The organism is Saccharothrix isguenensis (assembly GCF_052936305.1).
In genome coordinates this window covers 6,592,146-6,614,081 of the sequence record NZ_CP193626.1, presented here as the reverse complement: position 1 = coordinate 6,614,081, position 21,936 = coordinate 6,592,146, and the positions used below count along the sequence as shown (strand labels likewise).

Genomic DNA, 21,936 nt, shown 5'->3' with positions numbered 1-21,936 from the left:
CGGATGTCAGCATTCGGCCCATGAAGAAGCGGTGGAGCGCGGTCGGCGTTCTGGTGGCGATGTTCTTGTCGACGGCGTGCACGGCCCAGGAGTCGTCGCCGCAGGCCGGGCCGGTCACGTCGACGATCGTCGAGCCGCGGGGCGACCACATGCTGTGCGATGACCACGTGGTGGTGTACTTCAAGACGGACGACGACATGCGCGCCGGTGTCGCCGCCCTGGCGTCCACGGACCGGCTCCGCGGCGTGTACACGCAGACCAAGGAAGAGGCTTTCGCCTTCTTCCAGGAGGCGTACGCCGAGCAGCCGGAGAAGGCGGAGCTCGCCAGGGTGGAGATCATGCCCGCGGTGGCGCAGGTGCTGCCGGAAGCGGGCGTGGACGTGACCGCGCTGGCCGCCGACTTCCGCACCCTGTACCCGGCGGCCACGAGGATCGAGCCGTTCGTCCCGCCGGCGGACGAGCCGGAGGTGGAGGAGTGCCCGGCGGACGGCTTGTGGCCACCCCGCTGACGTCCGCGCGGCCGTGAGCCGGGCACGGGAGTCCATTCGGTGGTTGCGCCGCGTGCGCGTCGCCGGAACGATCACGCAGTCGACTGACGAGGAGATGTGTGCGCATGGAGCAGGCGAGCTGGGTTCCGTCATCCGTGGACCTGGACCGGCCGAGCGCGGCCCGGATGTACGACTACTTCCTGGGCGGGTCGCACAACTTCGCGGTGGACCGCGAGGCGGCCAAGTCGGTCGAGCAGATCTTCCCCGGCATGTCCGGCGCGGCACGGGCCAACCGCTCGTTCCTCCGCCGCGCCGTGCGGTACCTGCTGTCCCAGGGCATCGACCAGTTCCTGGACCTCGGGTCGGGCATCCCGACCGTGGGCAACGTGCACGAGATCGCCCAGCAGTCCAACCCGGACGCGCGGGTCGTGTACGCCGACGTGGAACCCGTCGCGGTCGCCCACAGCACCGCGCTGCTCGCGGGCAACCCGCTCGCCACGGCCATCCAGGCCGACCTGCGCGACCCGGACTCCGTGCTGGGCAACGAACAAGTCCACGCGATGCTCGACTTCGACCGGCCCATCGGCCTGCTCATGGTCGCCGTGCTGCACTTCGTGCCGGACGCGGACGAGCCGCACCGGGCGATCGCCCGGTACCGCGACGCGCTGGCGCCCGGGAGCTTCGTGGCCATCTCGCACGGCAGCTGGGACGGCGTGTCGCAGGAGGAGCAGAAGAGCGGCGAGAAGGTGAACGCCATCTACCAGCGCACCGACAGCCCGCTGGTGCTGCGCTCGGGTGCCGAGGTCGCCGCCTTCTTCGCCGGGCTGGACGTCGTGGAACCCGGTGTCGTGCCGCTGTCGGACTGGCGGCGGGACTCGGAGGACGCCTTCATCAACGCGTACGCCGGGGTGGGGCGCAAGGCGTAGGGCCGCTCACCGGCGCACCGGAAGGGCCTCCAGCTCGCGGAACTTGACGCCGGGGCGGTGGCGCAGCTCGTCCGGGGGCACGGCGAGGCGCAGGTCGGGGAAGCGGCGCACCAGCGCTCCCAGCGCGACCCGCAGCTCCATCCGGGCCAGGTGCGCGCCGAAGCAGTGGTGCCGGCCGGGGCCGGACGACAGGTGCCGGCAGTCCTCGCGCGTCACGTCGAGCCGGTCGGCGTCGGGGAACACCGACGGGTCGTGGTTTGGCGTCCTCGACGGCGCCGTGGGTCCACGGCGCCGTCGACGGGCCGTTCCTGCACGTCGGTCCGACGTTCCTGCCGGGGCGGACGCCTACCTGCGCTACCAGCGCGCGCTGGCGGCCGCCGCCGCGGTGTCCGGCGGTCGGATGCCGTTGCTGCCGGCGTTGACCGGTCTCCTCACGTCGTACCTGGCGCTGGAGGTGGTCAACGACGCGCACACCGGCCCGGCGTTCACGGCGGGCAAGGTGCTCGCCCTGTACCTGCCGACGTGGGAGACCACCGTCAACCAGGTGCTGCCGGTACCGGGCTGCCCGGAGTGCGGCACGGTCAGCCGGCGCGACGACTCCGCGCTGTACTTCGACGTCCGGGCGTGGCTCGATGGCCGCTGAACTGCGGGTGGTGCGGCGCGCGGCCGGTCGGCGGGCCACGATCGACGCGCTGGCCCGGCGGCGACCCGGCCGAACCCGGCAGCCACACATCGGCGCCGCCGCCGTGACGGTGGACGACGTGGTGATCCGCACGCTGGCCGAGCCGATCGAGCCTAGGAGTCCGCGAACCACGACAGCAGGCGGCCCTGTGACCAGGTGCGGCCGATGGCCTCGGCGCGCAGGGTCGACCCGTCGAACACGGTCAGGCCGATGATGCTGTGGCCGGAGGCGCGGCGATCGCCGAGGGTCGGGATCGTCGGCGCGACACCGACACCCTCCGCCGACACCCACGCCACCGCCCGCCCGGCCGCCGCCTCGTCCAGGCGGTGCAGGAAGCGCAAGCGGTTCTCGAGCGAGAACCGCGACAGCGCCCACGTCGTGGTGACGACCGGCAGGGCGTCCGCCGGCACCCGGGCGAAGGCGTCGGGCAGCACCTCGACGGCGTCACCTCGCAGCAGCAGCGGGGGGTCCGTCGCCGCCAACGCCATCTCCGCGTCGAGCCTCCCGACCCGCTCCGGCCGGTCCGGCTGGTCGGGCCACAGGCAGGCGCGCAACCACCGGGCGTCATCCGGGTCGGTCACGTCGAGCGGTTCGAGGTCGACGCCGACCCGGGCGACGACCTCCGGCATGGCCCGCGTCGGGACGGGCAGGTCTCCCACGATCGAAGCCGACAGCCGCACGGGGGACGACGGGTCGCCCAGCGATCGCCTGCTGCCGTACGTGATGGCGACGCGGTCGACGTTGAGGTTGAGCCCCGCCGAACACCCCACGTCGATCAGCCCGACCGCCGTCGCGCCCACCCGGTGCGCCGCCTCGGCGATGGCGGGGTACAGCACGGCGCAGCGTCCGGTCTCGTTGGTCCGCGTCTGCCGCCGCACGGCGGTGGCCACCACCGCGTCGGTCATCCGCAGCAGCGTGCCGATCGCCGCGCCGGCGGCGGCGTCGCCATCCCCGGCGGCATAGGCGGCGGCGAGCTCCGGGGCACGTCCGGCGAGGGCGAGGTCGTGCAGCGCGGCGAGGATCACCGCGGGGTGCCGCTTGCGCGCCGGTGCCGCCTCGACGGCCCGCAGTGCCTCGTCGGACTCGCTCAGGGCGACGGCGACGCGCTCGTACAGCGGCGACGTGCCGGCGGCGTCGACCTCGGCGAAGTGCCGGTACACCTGGGCGAGGGTGCGGGCTCTACCCACGGGCGCGGCGTTTTCCTGCGGTCGGCCTCGGCATCCCGAGAATTCTAGACAACGGCGGCCCAGGCCATCGCCGGCCCTGGACATCGGGAACCCCCGCCCTCGCCATCGGCAGCCCTCACCGTCGCCGGCCCTGCCAGGAACGCGACCGGTGGCGCCACACCGGCTGGATCACTCCGGCGGGGTCAGGCGCAGTCCGGGTCGACGGGTGGCTCGCCGTCGAACGGGTCGCGGGGCACGGCGCCCAGCGCGTCCGGCGTGAGCCCGATCTCACGCGCGTTCGGGTCGGTGTCCGGTGGCGTGGTGAACCAGTCGATGACCTCCTTGAGCTTCCGGAACCCGCCCTGTCCCGGCCCGGTAGTGCTCGGCCATGGCGAACCTCCCGGCCCCATGGTCTCGCTGCCACCGCCGCCTGGCTCCGGACCAATCGGTTGTCCACCTCACAGCCGCCGGGAGTGCGCGATGCGCTCGATGTCGGCGGGGGTGCCGGACATGATCGTGCGGACGTGCTCGGTGAGCAGTTCGACCGGCCAGTCCCACCACTTGGCGCGCAGCAGGCGGGCGACGTCCTCGTCGGCGTAGCGCTGCTTCACCGGCTTGGCGGGGTTGCCGCCCACCACCGTGTAGGGCGGCACGTCGGACGTCACCACGGCGCCGGTCGCGATGATCGCGCCGTCCCCGATCATCACACCGGGCATCACGAGCGAGTCGTAGCCGAACCAGACGTCGTTGCCGACGACCGTGTCACCGCGCGTCTCCATGCCGGTGATCAGGTCCAGGGTCTGCTCGGCCCACGTGCCGCCGAAGATCGTGAAGGGGAACGTCGACACGCCGGTGGTGAGGTGGTTCGCGCCGGCCATGATGAACCTGGTGCCGGTCGCCAGCGCGCAGAACTTGCCGATGACCAGCTTCTCCGTGCCGTACCCGTAGAGGACGTTGCGGGTCTCGAACTCCAGCGCGTGCTCCGGGTCGTCGTAGTACGTGTACTCCCCGACCTCGATCGTCGGCGACGTCACCAACGGCTTGAGCTGGACGACGCGGTCGGCGTGCGGCAGCGGGTGGAGGACGGTGGGGTCGGGGATCAACAGCAGGGCTCCTAACGCGATCCGTGTTGCGTTGGGGTGGCACGACTGACCGCACTAACGCAACTGGAGTCGCATTGTGACGGCAAGACCTGGTGGCCGCTCGGCCCGTGTCCGGGAAGCCGTGCTCGACGCCGTGCACGCCGAACTGGTCCACCGCGGCTACCCGGCCATGACGGTGGAGAACGTCGCCGACCGCGCGGGAGTCCACAAGACCACCGTGTACCGCCGGTGGGGCACCGTCGACGTGCTGATCGCCGACGCCCTCGACCACACCCGGGAGGCCGACTGGCCGGTGCCCGACACCGGCACGGTCGAGGGCGACCTGATCGCCATCGCCACCGAGGTCGCCGACACCTTCACCGACCCCGAACGCCGGCGCGTGCCGATGGCGATCGTCGCCGCCGCCCTCCACTCCACCCGCGCACTGCGGGCGAAGCAGGCCTTCTACGCAGCCCGCCAGACCGCGGCGGCAAGGGTGGTGACCAGGGCGGTGGAACGCGGCGAACTGCCCCCGCACACCGATCCGGTGGAACTGATCCGCCTCACCTGCGCCCCCCTCCACTACCGGATCTTCATCTCCGGCGAACCCGTGGACCGGGCCACCGCCGAACGCGCCGCCCGAGCCGCCCTCGCCGCCGCCCGCGCCGGCCTCCTCTGAGCCACCTCAAGACAGCAGGAGATCCCCCTCGAAGCTCTGGCACCGGACACGCCCCGAGGTGAACACGATGTCGAGGGCCTGCCGCCCGGCGTGCGGGTGATGCTCTTCCCGAACGGCCAGGACCACCTCCCCGAGGTGGCGGGCGAACGGCGTCCCATCGGTCACCGGCCTCACCTCGACCTGGCACGACTCCTGCATGTCGTAGTCCGAGTGAGGGGGCGACGCCTCCGCGGTCAGGCACCAGTCCGAACCGGTTGTGATGTGGGTCCAGCCTCCCCCGCTGTCGCCCAGCCACACGTCCAGCGGGCCGATCGGAGCCTCCGAGACCGGCCGGTACCAGGCCGCCACCACGCGCTCCAGTCGTCGGCCGATCAGGTGCCGGGGATCTGTGCCGTCACCGTGAAGAGCGCATCCGGGTTTCTCCAGGAGCGGAACTACAGCTCGTACCAGTGCAGGATCTCCGGGTCCAGCACCCGTGCCGCGAGCCCGATCCGCCGCGCGGTCTCCGCCAGTTCGGCCGCAGCGGCCGGGTTTCCGCGCGTGGGCAACGCCGGGTCGTCCAACTGCGTCACCATGTCGTCGTGGTGGCTGGGCAGGAGCAGCTTGGGCCGGGTCGCCCGCAACGCCCGCGCGGTGTACTCGTGAACGTTGGCGTGGCCGCTCATGCCGAGCACCAGGACATCCGGTCGCAAGCCCGTGACCTCGCGCTCGACGTAGTTCGCCGTACCCGACAGGAACAGGATCGAGAAGCCCCGCACGGTGATCATGTACGCCAGCGAGCCACCCTCCACCAGGTCGCTGATCGTCGCCGGCGGTGGCGGCGGCGCGGTCAGGGAGCCGGGGGCGAAGTACCCGTACGAGCCGAACTGGCTGTGCAGGCTCCGGAACACCTGCAGGGTGAACCCGTGGAAGTCCAGGTGCTCACCACCGGACGCCACGACCACGTCGTCCGCGGGCACGCCCTGCGCCGTCAACAGGTGCCGGTGCGTCTCGGTGCCGATCACCCGCGAACCGTGCTTCTCCACCACGTACGGAATCTCCAGCAGGTGGTCGTAGTGCCCGTGCGTCGCCAGGACCAACTCCGGCCGCGCGCCCAGGTGCAGGTCCACCAACTCCTTCCGAACCGCCAACGGGTGGTCGGCGATGAACCTCCCCTCCTCGTCGAACACCGGCAGCCGGCTCAGGTACGGGTCGATCAGCACCCGCCGCCCGTCGAACAGCAACTCCCACCCCGCGACGCCCAACCAGCGCAGGCTCACCCCGCTGCGCCCCGACGCGAACGCCGGCACCGCCGACTCGGGCGCCGGGACCTCCGACGCGAACGCCGGCAGTCCGACGCCCGCCACCGCGAGGGCCGCCGAACCCGTCAACACCTGTCGTCTGCTCACGCACATGCCACCAACAAGACCAGCGGCGCACGGCACGTGTCCAAGTCCGATATCACCCTGGCAGCGATAGCCGAACCACTATCATCGCTGCTCGTGGACCTGCTGCGGCACCTGCGGTACTTCCTGGCGGTGGCCGAGGAGCTGCACTTCGGGCGTGCCGCGGCCCGGCTGCACATGTCCCAGCCGCCGCTGTCGCAGAGCATCCAGCGCCTGGAACGGGAACTCGGCGTCCGGCTGTTCGACCGCGACGCCCGGCACGTCGCGCTCACCGACGCCGGGCGCCGGATCCTCACCGAGGCCCGCGGCATGCTGGCGGGGGAGGACCGGCTGCGCGCGCTGGCCGGCCGCTTCCGCAACGGCGAAGCCGGGTCGCTGCGCGCGGGCGTGCCGCCGGACCTGGGTGGACGGGCGGTGGCCGCGCTGCTGCCCGCGTTCCGCCGCCGCAGCCCCGTGGAGCTGAAGGTGAAGGAGATCGGCACCGCCGAGCAGTTGCGCGCGCTCGCCGACCGGAGCCTCGACGTCGGTGTGCTGCGGTTCCCGTTCGACGTGTCGTGGCTGAGCCTGGGACCGGTGCTGACCAGCCCGCTCGGCGTCCTGCTGCCCCCCGACCACCCGCTGACCGCCGCCGCGGACGTCCGGCTGGCCGACCTGAACGGCCTGGCGCTGGTGCTGTTCCCGCGCGCCACCGCACCCGCGCTGCACGACGAGGTGCTGACCACGTGCGCCCGCCACGGCTACACGCCCGCCGAGGTGCACCAGGCGGGCAACCCGGAGTTCGGGCTGGGCCTGGTGCTGGCGGGCGGCGCGGTGGCGTTGCACGACGGTGTCGCACCGCCGGCGGACGCGGTGTGGCGGCCGTTGCGCGGCACCCCGCTGCTGTGGCGGACATCGGCCGCGTGGCCGCGTGGACGGCAGACACCCGCTGTGATCGCGTTCGCCGACGCCGTCACCGAAGTCCTCACCGCACAGGGGATGCGCCACGCCGAGGGCACGTTGCCGCGCTACCCGCGCCCGGCCGCGGAGTACCTGGCATGACCGCCGCACGAGCCGCCGCCAAGGTGCGCGCCGCGTTCGCCGACGCCGGGGTCACCGGACGCCTGCACGCCGTCGACCTCGACCGGCCCGAACGCGAGGTGTCCGTGGGCGCGGACGACCCGGTGGTGCTGGCGAGCGTGTTCAAGATCCCGCTCGTCGTCGCACTGCACCACAGCGGCCTGGACCTGACCCGCCGGATCACCCTCGACCAGGACCGCAGCACCGGCCCCACGGGCGTCGGCGGCATGCTCGACCCGGTCACGGTGTCGCTGCGCGACCTGGCCTACCTCGCCGTCACCGTGTCCGACAACGCCGCCGCGGACGCCCTGGTCGACCTGGTCGGCCTGGAGGAGGTGAACCGCACCCTCCGCGAGCTGACCCTGGAAAGGACCTCGGTGGTCCACCGGGCCCGGGACTTCACCCGCACCATGGCCGAGGACGCCGCACCCGCCGAACTGCCCCGCGCGCTGACCGATCCCGTTGTGCTGTCACGACTCCGCGCCCTCGACCCGACCCAGACCAACCGCGGCACACCGCGCGACCTGACCACCCTGCTGCGGCACGTGTGGCGGCACGACGGGTGCGCGCCGATCCGGCGGGTCATGGCGTTGCAGGTGTGGCCGCACCGACTGGCGTCCGGGTTCCCGTTCGACGACGTGCGGGTGGCGGGCAAGACCGGCACGCTGCCGACCGTGCGCAACGAGATCGGCGTGGTCGAGTACCCGGACGGCGGGCGCTACGCGGTGGCGGTGTTCACCCGCAGCGCGAGCACGGCGTTCACGCTGCCGGCGGCGGACGCGGTCATCGGGACGGCGGCGCGGCTGGCGGTCGAGCACCTGCGCCACCCGTGACGCGTGGCGGGCGGGTCAGAGCTGGTCCAGGAATTCTTCCACCTCGGCCAAGGCCCGCAGCCGCACCGGCTCCGCGGACAGGAACAGGTCGTGCATCCCGCCGTCGACCGGCACGATCGTCACCCGCCGCCCGATCCTCGGCCCCCACCGCACCATGTGCTCCACGTCCAGCACCGTGTCCGCCGTCATGGTCTCCGGCGTCCACCGCTTCGCGTGCAGCAGGCTGCGTTCGGACCGGAGCAGCAGCACGGGCGCCTGCACGTCCAACCCGCGGTGGAGCCGGGCGTGGGCGCGGCGGATCGCGCGCAGCCACCCGGCGTGGATCGGGAACGCCTCGATCGGCTTCCACGTCGTGTCGAAGTCCCACTCGCCCTGGTGGTCGCGGTGGATGCTCTCGCCGTACACCGGGCCCATGCCCGGCTTCAGCACGAGCCGCGGCGCGAACCGGCCGACACCGCGGATCAACGCCGTCCCCACGGTCCGCAGCAACCACGGCTCGGCCAGGTCCAGCCACGGGCTGTTGAGCACCAACGCGTCGAGCACGTCGTCCGACCGCCGCTCGTGCGCCCACAGGCTCGTGATCAGCCCGCCCGTCGAGTGGCCGATCACCACGAGCCGCCGGTGGCCGTCCTCCTCGCGGATCACCCGCACCGCCGCGTCGATCTCCTCGAAGTGCTCGGTCAGGTCGGTCACGTAGTTCGCCACCTGTCCGGGCCGCAGCGACCGCCCGTACGCGCGCAGGTCGATGGCGTAGAAGTCGAAACCGCGCGCGGTGAAGTGCTCGGCGACGTGCCGCTGGAAGAAGTAGTCCGCGAAACCGTGCACGTACAGCACCGCGCCCCGGTCGGCGGGGCGCGCGCGCCGGCTGACCAGGGTGGCGGTCGTGTCGCCGCCCAGGGGCAGGGTGCGGGTTTCGTAGTCGGCGCCGAGCACGTCTGCGTTCACCGGGCCAGTGTGCACGCCGATTCGTCCGTTCGGGGAGAGGCCGGTACCGGGTCGTGGCACTGTGGAGTGATGAGCAGCGAGGAGATCGAACGGTCGACCGCTCGGGTCCGCTTCCCCGGCATCAGCCCGCGGGCGTACGAGCACCCGGTCGACCGGGGGGCGTTGGCGGTCTTGCGCGCGGTGCCGGGCATCGGCCCGGTGTTGCAGGCGGTGGCGGGCGCGTTCACCGAACGGGGTGAGCGCCTGGGTTACCTGGCGTCGAGCGTCAGGGTGGGTCCGAAGCAGTACCCGGAGCTGGACCGGCTCCGGCTGGAGACGGCGGCGACGCTGGACGTCGACCCGGTGCCGGAGCTCTTCGTCAAGCGCGACCCGGTGCCGAACGCCATGACGCTGGGCATCGACAAGCCGTTCATCGTGCTCACCACGGGCCTGGTCGAACTGCTGGACGCGGACGGCCTGCGGTTCGCCATCGGCCACGAGATGGGCCACGTGCTGTCCGGCCACGCGCTCTACCAGACGATCCTCCAGCGGCTCATGCAGCTGCAGTACGGCCTGGGCTGGATGCCCGTCGGCTACTGGGCGATCCGCGCGGTCATCGCGGCGCTGTGCGAGTGGTACCGCAAGACGGAGCTGACGTGCGACCGCGCCGGCCTGCTGTGCGTGCAGGACCCGGCCGCCGCGCTGCGCGTGCACGTGGCGATGGCGGGCGGCATGGACCTCGGCCAGGTGGACACCACCGAGTTCCTGAAGCAGGCCAAGGAGTACGAGCAGGTCGAGGACGTGCGGGACAGCGTGCTCAAGCTCATCCGGACGTGGCCGCTGACCCACCCGCTGGCCGTGATCCGCGCCGCGGAGCTCCAGCGGTGGGCGGCGGGCGAGGAGTACCGCGCCATCCTGACGGGCGAGTACACGCGCCGCGAGGACGACCGGCCGACGAGCTCGTTCACCGAGGACATCAAGTCGGCGGCCCGGTCCTACAAGGAGTCGGCGGCCCAGTCCGAGGACCCGCTGATGAAGGTGTTCAACGAGTTCGGCGACGTGCTGTCGGGTGCGGCGGGCAAGGTGCGCGGGAAGTTCACCGGGGCGGACTAGGCCTGTTGGCCCAGTGGGATGGTCCTTTCTGGCTAATCTCCTCCTGACGCTTTTGATCAGGAGGAGGGGCGATGCGACTTGCCGCGTTGTTGATGACGATGTTGATGGCTCTCGCGGGCACCGCCACGGCGGAGGACACCGTGGAGAGCCGGGTGGTGAACGACCGTGTGGTGGGTGGTGAGCGGGTGTCCATCGTGGACCACCCGTGGGTGGTGTACCTGGCGGACTCCGGCGGCTTCCAGTTCTGCGGCGGCACGCTGGTCGCACCGACCAAGGTGGTCACCGCCGCCCACTGCGTGGTCGGCAGGACGTTGCGGAGCACGCGGGTCGTGGTGGGCCGCGAGGACAAGACCAGCAGTCAGGGCCGGGTCGTCCGGTTGACCGACATCTGGGTGCACTCGGAGTACCTGACCGCGGACCAGGGCGCGGACGTCGCGGTGCTGACGTTGCGGGAAGCGGTGGGGGAACGGCCGCTGCCGCTGGCGGGTCCTCGGGACGAAGCGCTCTACGCGCCGGACACGCGCGTCCGGGTGCTGGGCTGGGGGCGGACGAGCGAGCAGGGTGCGGCGTCCCGCTACCTGATGGGTGCCACCGTGCCGCTGGTGGCGGACGCCGACTGCGCGCGGGTGTACCTCCAGTTCGACCCGGCCGAGATGACGTGCGCTGGTTTTCCGGAGGGTGGCGTGGACACGTGCCAGGGTGACTCGGGCGGCCCGCTGGTGGCCGGCGAGAAGCTGATCGGCATCACCTCTTGGGGTGAGGGCTGCGCCCGGCGGAACAGGCCGGGCGTCTACACCAAGATCTCCACCTACGCGGACGCGCTCAAGGAGCAGTTGGCCGCGTGACGCCGGGCAGGCGTGCGGACCCCCGGGCCTCGGGGGCCCGCACGCCCGGTCTCGGGGCCGGTCGGCTCAGAGCACCAGTCCGACCGACATGGTCAGGAACACCGCCGCGCAGACCGCGTCCAGCACGGTGGTCACGCCGGGGCGGCGCAGTGATCCGGCGACGCGCGACGCGGCCACCACGATGGTCAGCTCCCACAGCGCGGCCAGTCCGAGGAACACGGCGGCCAGCATCCCGAGTTGGTGCACCGGGTCGCCGCTGCCGATGAACTGCGGCAGGAACGCCAGCGAGAACAGCAGCATCTTCGGGTTGGTGATGTTGGTCAGGAACCCCTGCCGGAACGGCCGGGGCGGGGCGGCGACCGGCGCGCCGGCCGAGCGCCGCAGCAGCCCGCGGGTGATCGACACGGCCAGGTAGAGCAGGTACGCGGCGCCGATCCAGCGCAGCCCGGTCAGCACCGCGGGGTAGCGGGCGATCACCACGCCGAGGCCGGAGATCACCAGTGCCACCTGGATGAAGGCGGCGGTGTGGATGCCGGCCAGCGCCAGCAGCCCGGACCGGGTGCCCGACCGCATGGAGGTGCGCAGCAGGAGGAAGGCGTCCACGCCCGGGGTCAGCACGACCACCGCGCACGCGATCAGGAACGGCGGCAGCTGCGTGAAGTCCAGGTGCATTGGAAAACCTCCCTCATGTTCCGGACAGATCCCCGTGATCTGCCCCACAAACCGTCGAATCTTCGGCTACAGCGCATCCTAACAACAGATTTTCCGGTTGCGATACCCGGCTGTCGCGCCCGAAGCCGGTCCGCTACGTTCGGTGCCGTTTCAGCCACTCGCCGTAGAGAGGTGCTCCATGCGCATCAGCGCGCCGGTCTTCGCCGTTCTCGTGCTGGTCCTGTCCGCGCTGCCCGCGGACGCGATCGTGGGCGGGCAGGAGGCTCGGCCCGCACCGTGGACCGTGGCGTTGTTCGACGCGGCGGGCGACTTCTTCTGCGGCGGCGCGCTGATCGGCCCGGACAAGGTCGTCACCGCCGCGCACTGCGTCGTGGAGCAGACCGCCCTCGGCGTCCGCGACCGCCTCCCGGCCGACGTGACCGCCGTCGCCGGCCGCGCCGACCTGGACAGCGGCGCCGGTCGGGCGGTCGGGGTCGCCGCCGTGTGGCGGCACCCCGAGTACACCGACGTGTCCGCCGGCCACGACGTGGCGACGCTCACCCTGGCCGACCCGCTGCCGTACCGGCCGATCCGGATCGCCGACGCCACCCCGGGACCGGCGACCGTCTACGGCTGGGGCCGGACCGGTGAGCTGAGCGCGCCGAGCCGGACGCTGCACGAGGTCGACGTGCCGATCCGCACCGACGACGAGTGCGTCGCGGACGTCCCCGGCTACCGGCCGGGCGGGATGCTCTGCGCCGGTTACCCGGAGGGCGGCAAGGACGCCTGCGCGGGCGACTCCGGCGGCCCGCTCACGGTCGCGGGCGAACTCGTCGGCGTCGTCTCCTACGGTCGTGGCTGCGCCCGCCCGGACCAGCCCGGCGTGTACACCCGGCTGAGCCGGTACCTCGACCGAATCTGAGACCGTGGTACCGCAGCGGGTGCGCTCACACCCGTACCCGGCGACGCTGCGCCGGCAGTGGTCGGCCGACCTCACGCCCGCGCAGCTCTACGCCGTGCTCAAGCTGCGCGGCGAGGTGTTCGTGGTGGAGCAGAACTGCCCCTACCCGGAGCTGGACGGCCGTGACCTGGAGCCCGGCACCCGGCACTTCTGGCTGGAGCCCGAAGGCTCAGCCGTGCCCGAGGCCTACCTGCGCCTGCTGGAGGAACCAGCGGGCGGCTACCGGATCGGCCGGGTCTGCACGGCCCGCGCCGCCCGGGGCCGCGGCTACAGCTGTCGTCTGATGGAGGCGGCGCTGGCCGAAGTGGGGCAGGCGGGGTGCGTGCTGGACGCGCAGACCTGCCTGGCCGACTTCTACGGCTCGTTCGGCTTCGACCCGCAGGGCGCGGAGTTCATGGAAGACGGGATACCGCACCTGCGGATGCGCCGGTCGCCGTGATCACCCGCACGGCGCGCTCGACGTCGGCGTCGGACAGGTCGGCCCGCGCGGTCAGCCGCAGCCGGGAGATCCGGTCGGGCACCGAGGGCGGCCGGAAGCAGCCGACGACCACGCCCTGGGTGCGGCACGCCTCCGACCAGGCGAGCGCCGCCTCGGGCGAGGGCGCCTGGATCGACACGACGGCCGCGGTCGGCGTGCTGACCAGGAAACCCTTCTCCTCCAACCGGAACGCCAGGTCCTGCGCCACCTCCAGGGCACGCGCGGGGCGCTCCGGCTCCTCCCTCAGGATCCTCAACGCCGCCAGTGACGCCGCCACGCTGGCCGGTGCGAGCCCGGTGTCGAAGATGAACGGGCGCGCGGTGTCGACCAGGTGCCGGATCACCCGGCCGGAGCCGAGCACCGCGCCGCCCTGCGCGCCGAGCGACTTGGACAGCGTCACGGTCGTCACCACGTCGGGCGCCTTGGCCAGGCCCGCCGCGTGCACCGCGCCGCGCCCGCCGTCGCCGACGACGCCGAGGCCGTGCGCGTCGTCCACGACCAGCGCCGAGTCGTGCTCGCGGCACGCGGCGGCCAGCGCGGCGAGGGGCGCGAGGTCGCCGTCCACGGAGAACACCGAGTCGGTCACCACCAGCGCCCGCCGCTTGCCCCGGGTGGCGAGGGCGTGCGTCACCTGCGGGACATCGCAGTGCCCGGCGACGACCACGTCGGCCTTGGACAGCTTCGTGCCGTCGATCAGGGAGGCGTGGATGTGCTGGTCGGCCACGATCGCGGTGCCCGGCCCGGACAGCGCGGTGAGGGCGGCCAGGTTCGCCAGGTAGCCGGACGAGAACACCAGCGCGGACTGCGCGCCGCAGAAGTTCGCGAGCTCGTACTCCAGTTCGGTGTGCAGCTCGGTGGACCCGGTGACCAGGCGTGATCCGGTGGAGCCCGCGCCCCAGCGCAGGGTGGCCGCGGCGGCGGCGCCGGTCACCCGCTTGTCGCGGGCCAGGCCGAGGTAGTCGTTCGACGCCAGGTCGAGGTCGGTCGAGTCGGCCGGGCGGGGCCGGACCCGGCGGGCCAGACCGGCTTTCGCGCGGGCTTCGGCACGCGTGTCGATCCAGTCGAACACCGACTCACCTGTGCGCACACTCACGCCGGCAGTGTCGCATCCGGCGGCTACCGTGCCGGCGTGGACCTCTTCCAGGCCGGGCCGGCCGACCTGCGCTCGCTGCGGGACAGCGCGCCGGTCCACCGGGACGAGCGCACCGGGTTGTGGGTGGTCAGCCGCTACGACGACGTGCGCGCGGTGCTGGCCGACCCGGGCCGGTTCCACCCGGACAACGCGCTGACCGCGGTGACCCCGATCCCGCGCCCGGTGCTGCGGGTGCTCGCCCGCGCCGGGTTCTCGCTGCCGCCCACGCTGGCCAACAACGGCACCGAAACCCACGGTGACCTGCGGCGACTCGTCGCCCGGTTCCTCACGCCCGCCAGGGTCGCGGCGATGGGGCCGCGGATCGCCCGGCTGACGGCGGAGCGGCTGGACCGGTTGAGCGGCGGCGAGGTCGACCTCCACCCGGTGCTGGCGCGCGACCTGCCGGCGATCGTGCTGATGGAGGTCATGGGCATCGACGACGTGGACGTGGACGCGCTCAAGGCGTGGAGCACGGCGTCGTTGGAGCTGTTCTGGGGTGACGTCACGGTCGAGCGGCAGTACGAGCTTGCCAAGCCGGCCGCCGCGTTCCACCAGTGGCTGACCTCGCGGATCAAGGCCGCCGACCTGGCCGGTGACGACCTGTTCGGCGCGTTGCGGGCGGCGGGCGTGCCGATCCGGGACGCGGCCGGCCTCTGCTACTTCCTGCTGATCGCGGGCCAGGAGACGACGACCCAGCTGCTGAGCGCGGCGTTCCACGCGGTCCTGCGCCACGGCGACGTCTGGTCGCGGCTCGACGAGCCCGGTGTGGCCGCCGCCTGCGTCGAAGAGGTGCTGCGGCGGGACGCGCCGGTGAACACGTGGCGGCGGATCGCGGCGGAACCGGTCACGCTCTCCGGCGTCGACCTCCCGGCGGGCGCGCCGCTGCTGCTGATGCTGGCGGGCAGCGGTTCGGACCCGGAGGTGTTCCCGGAGCCCGAGCGGTTCTGCCCCGCCCGGCCGAACGTCCGCAAGCACCTGGCGTTCGGCTACGGCAGGCACTTCTGCCTGGGCGCGGGTCTGGCCCGGTTGGAGGCGGAGGTCGTGGTGCGGGAGACCGCACGCCGGTTCCCGGACCTCCGGCTCGCTTCGGCCGAACCGCCGCCGATGCTGGGCCTGCTGTCGTTCCGCGCGCCGTTGAGCGTGCGGGTCCGATTGGGGGAGCGGGCCGGGGCCACTGTGACGACGCTCGCCCCCGACGCCCCGGTCCGGGACTTGGAGCACGCCGGGCGAAGTGCGACGATGCCCAGGCTGTAGAGGGGGTGCGCGAGGAAGCCGGTGCGAATCCGGCACGGTCCCGCCACTGTGACCGGGCCTTGGGATCCGGGAGTCAGGAACTCGACCCCCGACTCGTCGACCGGACACGGGCGTGGACACCCGAGGAAGGACACCGCCGCATGGGCGCGCGTTTCCCCTTTTCCGCTGTCGTCGGACATGACGACCTCCGCACTGCTCTGCTGCTCAACGCCGTGCACCCCGGTATCGGCGGGGTGCTCGTCCGAGGTGAGAAGGGGACCGCGAAGTCGACCGTGGTCCGGGCGCTCGCCGCGCTGCTCCCCGAGCTGGACGTGGTGCCGGGTTGCCGGTTCGGCTGCGACCCGCAGGCGCCGGCCGACTGCCCGGACGGGCCGCACGGCCACGGCTCGGAACGCCGCCCGGCCAGGCTGGTCGAGCTTCCCGTCGGCGCGACCGAGGACCGGCTGATCGGCTCCCTCGACCTGGAGCGCGCGCTGACCGAGGGCGTCCGCGCCTACCAGCCGGGTCTGCTCGCCGCCGCGCACCGGGGCGTCCTGTACGTGGACGAGGTGAACCTGCTGCACGACCACCTCGTGGACCTGCTGCTCGACGCCGCCGCCATGGGTCGCGCGCACGTCGAGCGCGAAGGCGTGTCCGTGTCGCACGCCGCGTCGTTCCTCCTGGTGGGCACCATGAACCCGGAGGAGGGCGAGTTGCGCCCGCAGCTGCTGGACCGCTTCGGCCTCACGGTCGCGGTCCGGGCCTCGCGGGACGTGCCGACCCGGACCGAGGTCGTCCGGCGGCGGTTGGCGTACGAGGCCGACCCGGAGGGGTTCGCCGCCCGCTGGGCCGAGGCGGACGCGGACCTGGCACGGCGGATCGTCGCCGCCCGTGACCGGCTGAAGGGCGTGACGCTGCCGGACGCGGAACTGCGCCGCATCGCCGGGATCTGCGCGGCGTTCGAGGTCGACGGGATGCGCGCCGACCTGGTCGTGGCCCGGACCGCCACCGCGCACGCCGCGTGGCGGGGCGCCCCGGAGGTGGCCGAGGAGGACGTGGAGGCGGCCGTCCGGCTGGCGTTGCCGCACCGCAAGCGCCGCGACCCGTTCGACGAGCCGGGCCTGGAGGAGGAGCAGCTGAACGACGCCCTCCAGCAGGGCGCGGACGCCGCCCAGGAGCCCGAGGGAGGCCCGGAGGGATCGGAGGACGGCCCGGAAGGACCCGAGGACCCGGACGACGGCGGTGGCGGCTCCTCGCTGCCCGGCGAGCCACCGGAGTCCACTTCGGACGGTGCGGGTCCCGGTTCCGCCGAACGGTCGCACGCCCCGGCCCCGGCGTTCCGCGCCCGGTTGTTGCAGGTCCCGGGCGTGGGGGAGGGCGCACCGGGCAAGCGTTCGCGCGCCCGTGCCCGCACCGGCCGCGTGGTTCGATCGTCCACTGTGGACGGCTCTGGGCTGCACCTGCTCGGCACCCTCGCCGCGGCGGCGCCCCACCAGGCCGCGCGGGGCCGCACCGGTTCCGGCCTCGAACTGCGCGGCGCGGACCTGCGGCTGTCGGTCCGCGAGGGCAAAGAGGGCAACCTCGTGCTGTTCGTGGTCGACGCGTCCGGCTCCATGGCCGCGCGGCAGCGGATGTCGGCGGTGACCGGCGCGGTGATCTCCCTGCTGCGTGACGCCTACCAGCGGCGGGACAAGGTCGGCGTGGTGACGTTCCGGGGCCGCGAGGCCCATGTCGCCCTGCCGCCCACGAACTCCGTGGACGCGGCGGCGGCCCGGCTGCGCGACCTGCGCACCGGCGGCCGGACCCCGCTGGCCGACGGCCTGCTCCGCGCCCGCCGCGTGCTGGAGACCGAACGCGTCCGCGACCCGCGCCGCCGTGCGCTGCTGGTGCTGCTCACGGACGGCCGCGCCACGGCCACCGGCGCGGGCGGCGACCCGATGCGCGACGCGGTGCGCGCGGCCGGGCTGCTGGCGGCCGACCGGGTGGCGTCCGTCGTGGTCGACTGCGAGCACGGCCCGATCCGGCTCGGCCTGGCCGCACGGGTGGCCGGCGCGCTGGAGGCGGCGTGCCTGCGCCTGGAAGAACTGTCCGCAGACCAGGTCGCCGGCGTCGTGCGCGCCGCACGAGCCGCGTAGGAGCGTCGAAATGCCCCAGGGTCAACCGTCCGTCGTCCCGAACGACGGCCTCAGCACCCGGCAGCGCCGCAACCGGCCGCTGACCGTGCTGCACACCGGCGAGATGAAGGGCAAGTCGACCGCCGCCTTCGGACTCGCGCTGCGCGGGTGGAACCAGGGCTGGTCCATCGGCGTCTTCCAGTTCGTGAAGTCGGCGAAGTGGAAGGTCGGCGAGGAGTCGGCTTTCCGCGCGCTCGGACGGCTGCACGAGGAGACCGGCGAAGGCGGCCCGGTCGAGTGGCACAAGATGGGCGAGGGCTGGTCCTGGACCCGCAAGCAGGGCACCGAGGACGACCACGCCGCCGCCGCCCGCGAAGGCTGGCAGGAGATCGCCCGACGCCTCGCCACCGAGCGGCACGGCATGTACGTGCTGGACGAGTTCACCTACCCGCTGCACTGGGGCTGGGTGGACGTGGACGAGGTGGTCGAGGCCCTGCGGAACCGGCCCGGCCACCAGCACGTCGTCATCACCGGCCGGCACGCGCCCGACGAGCTCGTCGACGCCGCCGACCTGGTGGTGGAGATGACCAAGGTCAAGCACCCGATGGACGCGGGCCAGAAGGGGCAGAAGGGGATCGAGTGGTGAACCGGCTGGTGGTCGCCGCGCCCGCGTCGGGCAGCGGCAAGACCACCGTGGCCACTGGTCTCATGGCGGCGCTGCGCCGGGCGGGCGACAAGGTCGCCCCGTTCAAGGTCGGTCCCGACTACATCGACCCCGGCTACCACTCGGTGGCCACCGGCCGACCGGGCCGCAACCTCGACCCGGTCATGGTCGGCGAGCACCGGGTGGCGAGCATGTTCGCGCACGGCGCGCGCGGCTGCGACCTGGCCGTGGTGGAAGGTGTGATGGGCCTGTTCGACGGGCGGGTGGACACCGAGGGCATCGGGTCCACCGCGCACGTCGCCAAGCTGCTGTCCGCGCCCGTGCTGTTCGTGGTCGACGCCCGCGGCCAGAGCCGCAGCCTCGCCGCCCTGCTGCACGGGTTCCGCGGCTACGACCCGACCGTGCGGCTCGGCGGCGTGATCCTGAACCAGGTGGGGTCGGCCCGGCACGAACAGGTGCTGCGCGGCGCGTGCGCGGAGGTCGGGCTGGAAGTGCTCGGCGTGCTGCCGCGTGACGCGAAGTTCGCGCTCCCGTCCCGGCACCTGGGCCTGGTCACCGCCGCCGAGCACGGACCGGCCGCCACCGCCGCCGTGGACGCCATCGCCGACGCGGTCGCCGAGCACGTCGACCTGGGCGCGGTGCGCCGGCTCGCCGCGGAAGTGCCCGCCATGGCCGTGGCGGCGTGGGATCCGCACGCCGAGGTGGACGTGGTGCCGGGCTCGCCGACGATCGCCGTCGCGGGCGGGGCCGCCTTCACGTTCGGCTACGCGGAGCAGGTGGAGCTGCTGGCCGCCGCGGGCGCGGACGTCGTCGTGGTGGACCCGCTGCGCGACGAGGCCCTGCCGGACGGGACCGCCGGTCTCGTGCTGCCCGGCGGGTTCCCCGAGCAGCACGCCGCCGAGCTGTCCGCGAACGACAAGCTGCGCGCCGCCGTCACGGCCCTCGCGCGCGCGGGCGCGCCCGTGCACGCGGAGTGCGGTGGTCTGCTGTACCTGGCGAAGTCCCTGGACGGCGTGCCGATGTGCGGCGTGGTCGACGCGGACGGCGCGATGACGTCCCGCCTGACGCTCGGCTACCGCGACGCCGTCGCACCGCAGGACTCCGTGCTGGCCCGCGCGGGCTCCCGGATCACCGGGCACGAGTTCCACCGCACCGCGCTGAGCATCCCGCACGGCGCGCGTCCGGCCTGGCAGTGGCGGGGCCACGACCTGCGCCCGGTGGCCGAGGGATTCGTGGTCGGCCGCGTGCACGCGTCGTACCTGCACACCCATCCGGCGTCGTCACCGGAGGCCGTGACCCGCTTCGTGCGGGCCTGCGCGACCGAGTCCGTGCGCTTCGAGGCCACTCGATAGGGGTTCGTGCTCGCGCGGTACGGTCCTTGCCCACCAAGCCGAACACGTCGTGGGGAGCAGTTGTGATGACTGGTCGGGTCTCCTTCGTGGGCGCCGGTCCCGGCGCCGCCGATCTCATCACCGTCCGCGGCGCGAAGCGGATAGCCGAGGCCGACGTCGTGCTGTGGTCGCCCGGTGTCGTCGAGATCGAGTGCGTGCGCGAGCACGCCCGCCCGGACGCCGAACTGGTCGACTTCTCCCGCGTGGCCGAGTCCGAAGTGGCCGAGGTGTACCGGCGGGCGTCGGCGGGCAAGCTCAAGGTGGTGCGGCTGCACGCGGGCGACCCGGCGCTGTGGGGCGGTCTGCGCGACCAGCAGGACGTGTGCCGCCGGCTGGGCCTGGAGACCGACGTGGTGCCCGGTGTGTCCCAGGTTTCGGCCGCCGCGGCGTCCGTCGGCCGCGAGCTGACCACTTCGGACATCGCCCAGTCGCTGCTGCTGGTCGGGCCCGAGTCGGCCGAGCACATCAGGGAGTTCGCCGCGCACGGCACCACGATGGCGATCTCGGCGTCCGGCGCGCGCACCGGCCTGCTGGTCGAGCAGCTGCGCGCGGGCGGTTACGCCGACGACACGCCGGTCGTGGTGGCGTACAAGGTTTCCCTGCCGGACGAGACGGTCGCGCAGACCACGCTCGGCGAGCTGGAGGCGTGCGTCAAGGAGCACAAGCTCTACCGCACCACGCTGTTCCTGGTGGGGAAGGTGCTCGCGCAGTCCGCGTCCCGCCGCCGATCCGCGGTGCTCGACGGCGACGAGCCGGTGCGCCGGGCACGGCCGTCGAAGTGGTCCAAGCGGGTCCGGCCGGTCGCGGACGTCCCACCGCTCCTGGATGTCCAGCCGCCGGCGGAGAAGCAGGCGTCGCCGGACGACCGGCCGCCGGCGGAGAGTCGGCCGGCGGAGCCGGAGTCGCCCTCGGCGGCGGCGTGGTCGGCGGTGCACGACTGGCAGGAGACGGCGCGCACCAAGCGTCCCGGGCAGTCGAAGGCGAAGCCGGAGCCGGTCCGCGAGCCGGTGCTGGACCTGCTCGTGGACGTGCCGGCACCTGCTCGACCCGCCGACGCCAAGCCCGCCGACACGAGGCCCGCGGACATCAATTCCGCGGACATCGAGCCTGCCGGCACGGAACCCGCCGAGGCGGCGGAACCGGCGTCCGCCGAAGCGCAGGCGAAGCCCAGGCCGAAGCCGGTGGTCGCCGCCGCCGCGAAGCCCACGCCGCCCACCGTGCGGGCGAGCACCACGCCCCGCAAGCCGTCCGGCTCGCGGGCCAAGAAGAACAGGCGCGCCACCTGACATGGACGTCGTCGCGCTGCACCGGTTCGTGACCGAGGCCGGTCGTTCCTGGGCCGAAGTGACCGTGGTGGACGCCGAGGCGGTGGGCCCGCGCCACGCGCTGAACGTGTGCCGGGCACGGCCCGCCGTCGTCGTGTCCGGTGCCGACCCGGCGGAGCTGGCCCTCGGGCTGGCCGGGTGGCGGCGCACTCTCGTGGTCGCCTCCGCCGCCGGTGTGTCCACTGTGGAACCGGCGGACGCGGTGGCGCGGCAGTGGTCCGAGCCGGGCGCGATCCTGTGCCTGGCGGAGCAGAACTTCACGCCCGAGGGCGAAGGCTGGGCGTTGCCGGACGACGATTTCGCGCACCGCGAGGGCATGATCGCGGTGGCCGAGGTGCGGGCGCTGGTGCTGGCCCGGCTCGCCCCGCGTCCCGGCGTGCTCGTCTGGGACGTCGGCGCGGGCCCCGGCGCGATCGGCGTCGAGTGCGCGCGGCTGGGCGCGGCGGTCGTCGCGGTGGAACGCGACCCGGTGCAGTGCGTGCGGATCATCGCCAACGCCTCCGCGCACGGCGTGGACGTGCGGGTGGTCGAAGCGGACCTGGCCGACGCGGGCGAACTGCCCCGGCCCGACGCGGTGTTCGTCGGCGGCGGTGGCGCGGACGTCGTGCGGCGGTGCGTGCGGTCGGGCGCCCGGCGGATCGTGGTGGCGACACCGGACCTGGACCGCGTGGTGCCGGCGCGGGACGCGCTGCTGGAGGCCGGCTACGAGGTCGAGGGCAGCCAGCTGTCCGCCGCCCGGTTGACCGGCGGCACGTTGCTGGCCACCAACCCGGTGACCGTGCTGAACGGAAGGAAGAAGGCTTGATCG

Annotated in this window: 25 protein-coding genes and 1 riboswitch; of the genes, 16 read left to right on the top strand and 9 right to left on the bottom strand. The window is 73.4% G+C overall.

Annotated features, from left to right (window positions below):
• The first annotated feature begins 20 nt into the window (after positions 1–20).
• Positions 21–509, top strand: a complete 489-nt coding sequence (locus tag ACRAKI_RS29600; protein WP_447003772.1) for a hypothetical protein — start codon at positions 21–23, stop codon at positions 507–509.
• A 104-nt stretch (positions 510–613) separates the two neighbouring features.
• Positions 614–1,414, top strand: a complete 801-nt coding sequence (locus ACRAKI_RS29595; protein WP_447003771.1) for an SAM-dependent methyltransferase — start codon at positions 614–616, stop codon at positions 1,412–1,414.
• A gap of 6 nt (positions 1,415–1,420) precedes the next feature.
• Here the strand turns inward: ACRAKI_RS29595 and ACRAKI_RS29590 are convergent, their stop codons facing one another.
• A complete protein-coding gene (locus ACRAKI_RS29590) occupies positions 1,421–1,657 on the bottom strand; it encodes a cytochrome P450 (RefSeq protein WP_447003770.1) in 237 nt (78 codons plus the stop codon).
• Positions 1,658–1,691: 34 nt separating this feature from the next.
• Between ACRAKI_RS29590 and ACRAKI_RS29585 the strand changes: the two genes are divergently transcribed.
• Entirely contained in the window at positions 1,692–2,057 is a 366-nt protein-coding gene (locus ACRAKI_RS29585) for a hypothetical protein (protein WP_447003769.1), read from the top strand.
• 152 nt (positions 2,058–2,209) lie between these two features.
• Here ACRAKI_RS29585 and ACRAKI_RS29580 read toward each other — a convergent pair whose 3' ends face one another.
• The 3 genes from ACRAKI_RS29580 to ACRAKI_RS29570 all read right to left on the bottom strand — a co-directional run bounded on the left by ACRAKI_RS29580 (position 2,210) and on the right by ACRAKI_RS29570 (position 4,368).
• On the bottom strand, positions 2,210–3,283 hold the full coding sequence (locus tag ACRAKI_RS29580; RefSeq protein WP_447003768.1) for a DUF2332 domain-containing protein: 1,074 nt from the start codon (positions 3,281–3,283) through the stop codon (positions 2,210–2,212).
• Positions 3,284–3,465: 182 nt separating this feature from the next.
• The gene (locus ACRAKI_RS29575) at positions 3,466–3,672 is read right to left on the bottom strand and encodes a hypothetical protein (RefSeq protein WP_447003767.1); all 207 of its coding nucleotides are present in this window, start codon (positions 3,670–3,672) and stop codon (positions 3,466–3,468) included.
• A 48-nt stretch (positions 3,673–3,720) separates the two neighbouring features.
• Entirely contained in the window at positions 3,721–4,368 is a 648-nt protein-coding gene (locus tag ACRAKI_RS29570) for a CatB-related O-acetyltransferase (RefSeq protein WP_447008556.1), read from the bottom strand.
• A 73-nt stretch (positions 4,369–4,441) separates the two neighbouring features.
• Here ACRAKI_RS29570 and ACRAKI_RS29565 point away from each other — a divergent pair, with 73 nt between their 5' ends.
• On the top strand, positions 4,442–5,023 hold the full coding sequence (locus ACRAKI_RS29565) for a TetR/AcrR family transcriptional regulator (RefSeq protein ID WP_447003766.1): 582 nt from the start codon (positions 4,442–4,444) through the stop codon (positions 5,021–5,023).
• 6 nt (positions 5,024–5,029) lie between these two features.
• Here ACRAKI_RS29565 and ACRAKI_RS29560 read toward each other — a convergent pair whose 3' ends face one another.
• Positions 5,030–5,371, bottom strand: a complete 342-nt coding sequence (locus tag ACRAKI_RS29560) for a hypothetical protein (RefSeq protein WP_447003765.1) — start codon at positions 5,369–5,371, stop codon at positions 5,030–5,032.
• Between the two features lie 86 nt (positions 5,372–5,457).
• Positions 5,458–6,411, bottom strand: coding sequence for an MBL fold metallo-hydrolase (locus tag ACRAKI_RS29555; RefSeq protein ID WP_447003764.1), 954 nt, complete (start codon positions 6,409–6,411; stop codon positions 5,458–5,460).
• 93 nt (positions 6,412–6,504) lie between these two features.
• Here ACRAKI_RS29555 and ACRAKI_RS29550 point away from each other — a divergent pair, with 93 nt between their 5' ends.
• Positions 6,505–7,446 carry a LysR family transcriptional regulator gene (locus ACRAKI_RS29550; protein WP_447003763.1) on the top strand — a complete coding sequence of 314 codons (942 nt, stop codon included), beginning with the start codon at positions 6,505–6,507 and terminating at the stop codon, positions 7,444–7,446.
• Entirely contained in the window at positions 7,443–8,297 is an 855-nt protein-coding gene (locus ACRAKI_RS29545) for a serine hydrolase (protein WP_447003762.1), read from the top strand. Before ACRAKI_RS29550 ends, ACRAKI_RS29545 begins: the two co-directional genes overlap by 4 nt.
• 15 nt (positions 8,298–8,312) lie before the next feature.
• On the opposite strand, the gene ACRAKI_RS29540 is transcribed toward ACRAKI_RS29545, so the two are convergent.
• Positions 8,313–9,242 (bottom strand): alpha/beta hydrolase, encoded by a 930-nt coding sequence (locus ACRAKI_RS29540; RefSeq protein WP_447003761.1) that lies wholly within the window; start codon positions 9,240–9,242, stop codon positions 8,313–8,315.
• Between the two features lie 69 nt (positions 9,243–9,311).
• Between ACRAKI_RS29540 and ACRAKI_RS29535 the strand changes: the two genes are divergently transcribed.
• A complete protein-coding gene (locus tag ACRAKI_RS29535) occupies positions 9,312–10,334 on the top strand; it encodes a M48 family metallopeptidase (RefSeq protein WP_447003760.1) in 1,023 nt (340 codons plus the stop codon).
• Between the two features lie 71 nt (positions 10,335–10,405).
• Positions 10,406–11,179 carry a S1 family peptidase gene (locus ACRAKI_RS29530; RefSeq protein WP_447003759.1) on the top strand — a complete coding sequence of 258 codons (774 nt, stop codon included), beginning with the start codon at positions 10,406–10,408 and terminating at the stop codon, positions 11,177–11,179.
• 66 nt (positions 11,180–11,245) lie between these two features.
• Here ACRAKI_RS29530 and ACRAKI_RS29525 read toward each other — a convergent pair whose 3' ends face one another.
• Positions 11,246–11,851, bottom strand: coding sequence for a LysE family translocator (locus ACRAKI_RS29525; protein WP_447003758.1), 606 nt, complete (start codon positions 11,849–11,851; stop codon positions 11,246–11,248).
• Between the two features lie 178 nt (positions 11,852–12,029).
• Here ACRAKI_RS29525 and ACRAKI_RS29520 point away from each other — a divergent pair, with 178 nt between their 5' ends.
• Both ACRAKI_RS29520 and ACRAKI_RS29515 read left to right on the top strand, forming a co-directional pair.
• The gene (locus ACRAKI_RS29520; RefSeq protein WP_447003757.1) at positions 12,030–12,752 is read left to right on the top strand and encodes a serine protease; all 723 of its coding nucleotides are present in this window, start codon (positions 12,030–12,032) and stop codon (positions 12,750–12,752) included.
• Positions 12,753–12,771: 19 nt separating this feature from the next.
• On the top strand, positions 12,772–13,230 hold the full coding sequence (locus ACRAKI_RS29515) for a GNAT family N-acetyltransferase (protein WP_447003756.1): 459 nt from the start codon (positions 12,772–12,774) through the stop codon (positions 13,228–13,230).
• Here ACRAKI_RS29515 and ACRAKI_RS29510 read toward each other — a convergent pair.
• Complete coding sequence (locus ACRAKI_RS29510; protein ID WP_447003755.1) at positions 13,184–14,362, bottom strand: 8-amino-7-oxononanoate synthase; 1,179 nt, start codon at positions 14,360–14,362, stop codon at positions 13,184–13,186. The genes ACRAKI_RS29515 and ACRAKI_RS29510 overlap by 47 nt on opposite strands.
• A 36-nt stretch (positions 14,363–14,398) precedes the next feature.
• Between ACRAKI_RS29510 and ACRAKI_RS29505 the strand changes: the two genes are divergently transcribed.
• The 6 genes from ACRAKI_RS29505 to ACRAKI_RS29480 all read left to right on the top strand — a co-directional run bounded on the left by ACRAKI_RS29505 (position 14,399) and on the right by ACRAKI_RS29480 (position 21,933).
• Entirely contained in the window at positions 14,399–15,655 is a 1,257-nt protein-coding gene (locus tag ACRAKI_RS29505) for a cytochrome P450 (protein WP_447003754.1), read from the top strand.
• An 11-nt stretch (positions 15,656–15,666) separates the two neighbouring features.
• Positions 15,667–15,738, top strand: a riboswitch (cobalamin riboswitch).
• Between the two features lie 57 nt (positions 15,739–15,795).
• Positions 15,796–17,769 carry a putative cobaltochelatase gene (locus ACRAKI_RS29500; RefSeq protein ID WP_447003753.1) on the top strand — a complete coding sequence of 658 codons (1,974 nt, stop codon included), beginning with the start codon at positions 15,796–15,798 and terminating at the stop codon, positions 17,767–17,769.
• 10 nt (positions 17,770–17,779) lie between these two features.
• Entirely contained in the window at positions 17,780–18,394 is a 615-nt protein-coding gene (gene cobO / locus ACRAKI_RS29495; protein WP_447003752.1) for a cob(I)yrinic acid a,c-diamide adenosyltransferase, read from the top strand.
• A complete protein-coding gene (locus ACRAKI_RS29490; protein ID WP_447003751.1) occupies positions 18,391–19,764 on the top strand; it encodes a cobyrinate a,c-diamide synthase in 1,374 nt (457 codons plus the stop codon). The genes cobO and ACRAKI_RS29490 overlap by 4 nt, the downstream gene beginning before the upstream one ends.
• A 65-nt stretch (positions 19,765–19,829) precedes the next feature.
• Entirely contained in the window at positions 19,830–21,089 is a 1,260-nt protein-coding gene (locus ACRAKI_RS29485; protein ID WP_447003750.1) for an SAM-dependent methyltransferase, read from the top strand.
• A gap of 1 nt (position 21,090) precedes the next feature.
• Positions 21,091–21,933 carry a bifunctional cobalt-precorrin-7 (C(5))-methyltransferase/cobalt-precorrin-6B (C(15))-methyltransferase gene (locus ACRAKI_RS29480; protein WP_447003749.1) on the top strand — a complete coding sequence of 281 codons (843 nt, stop codon included), beginning with the start codon at positions 21,091–21,093 and terminating at the stop codon, positions 21,931–21,933.
• Positions 21,934–21,936 lie beyond the last annotated feature (3 nt).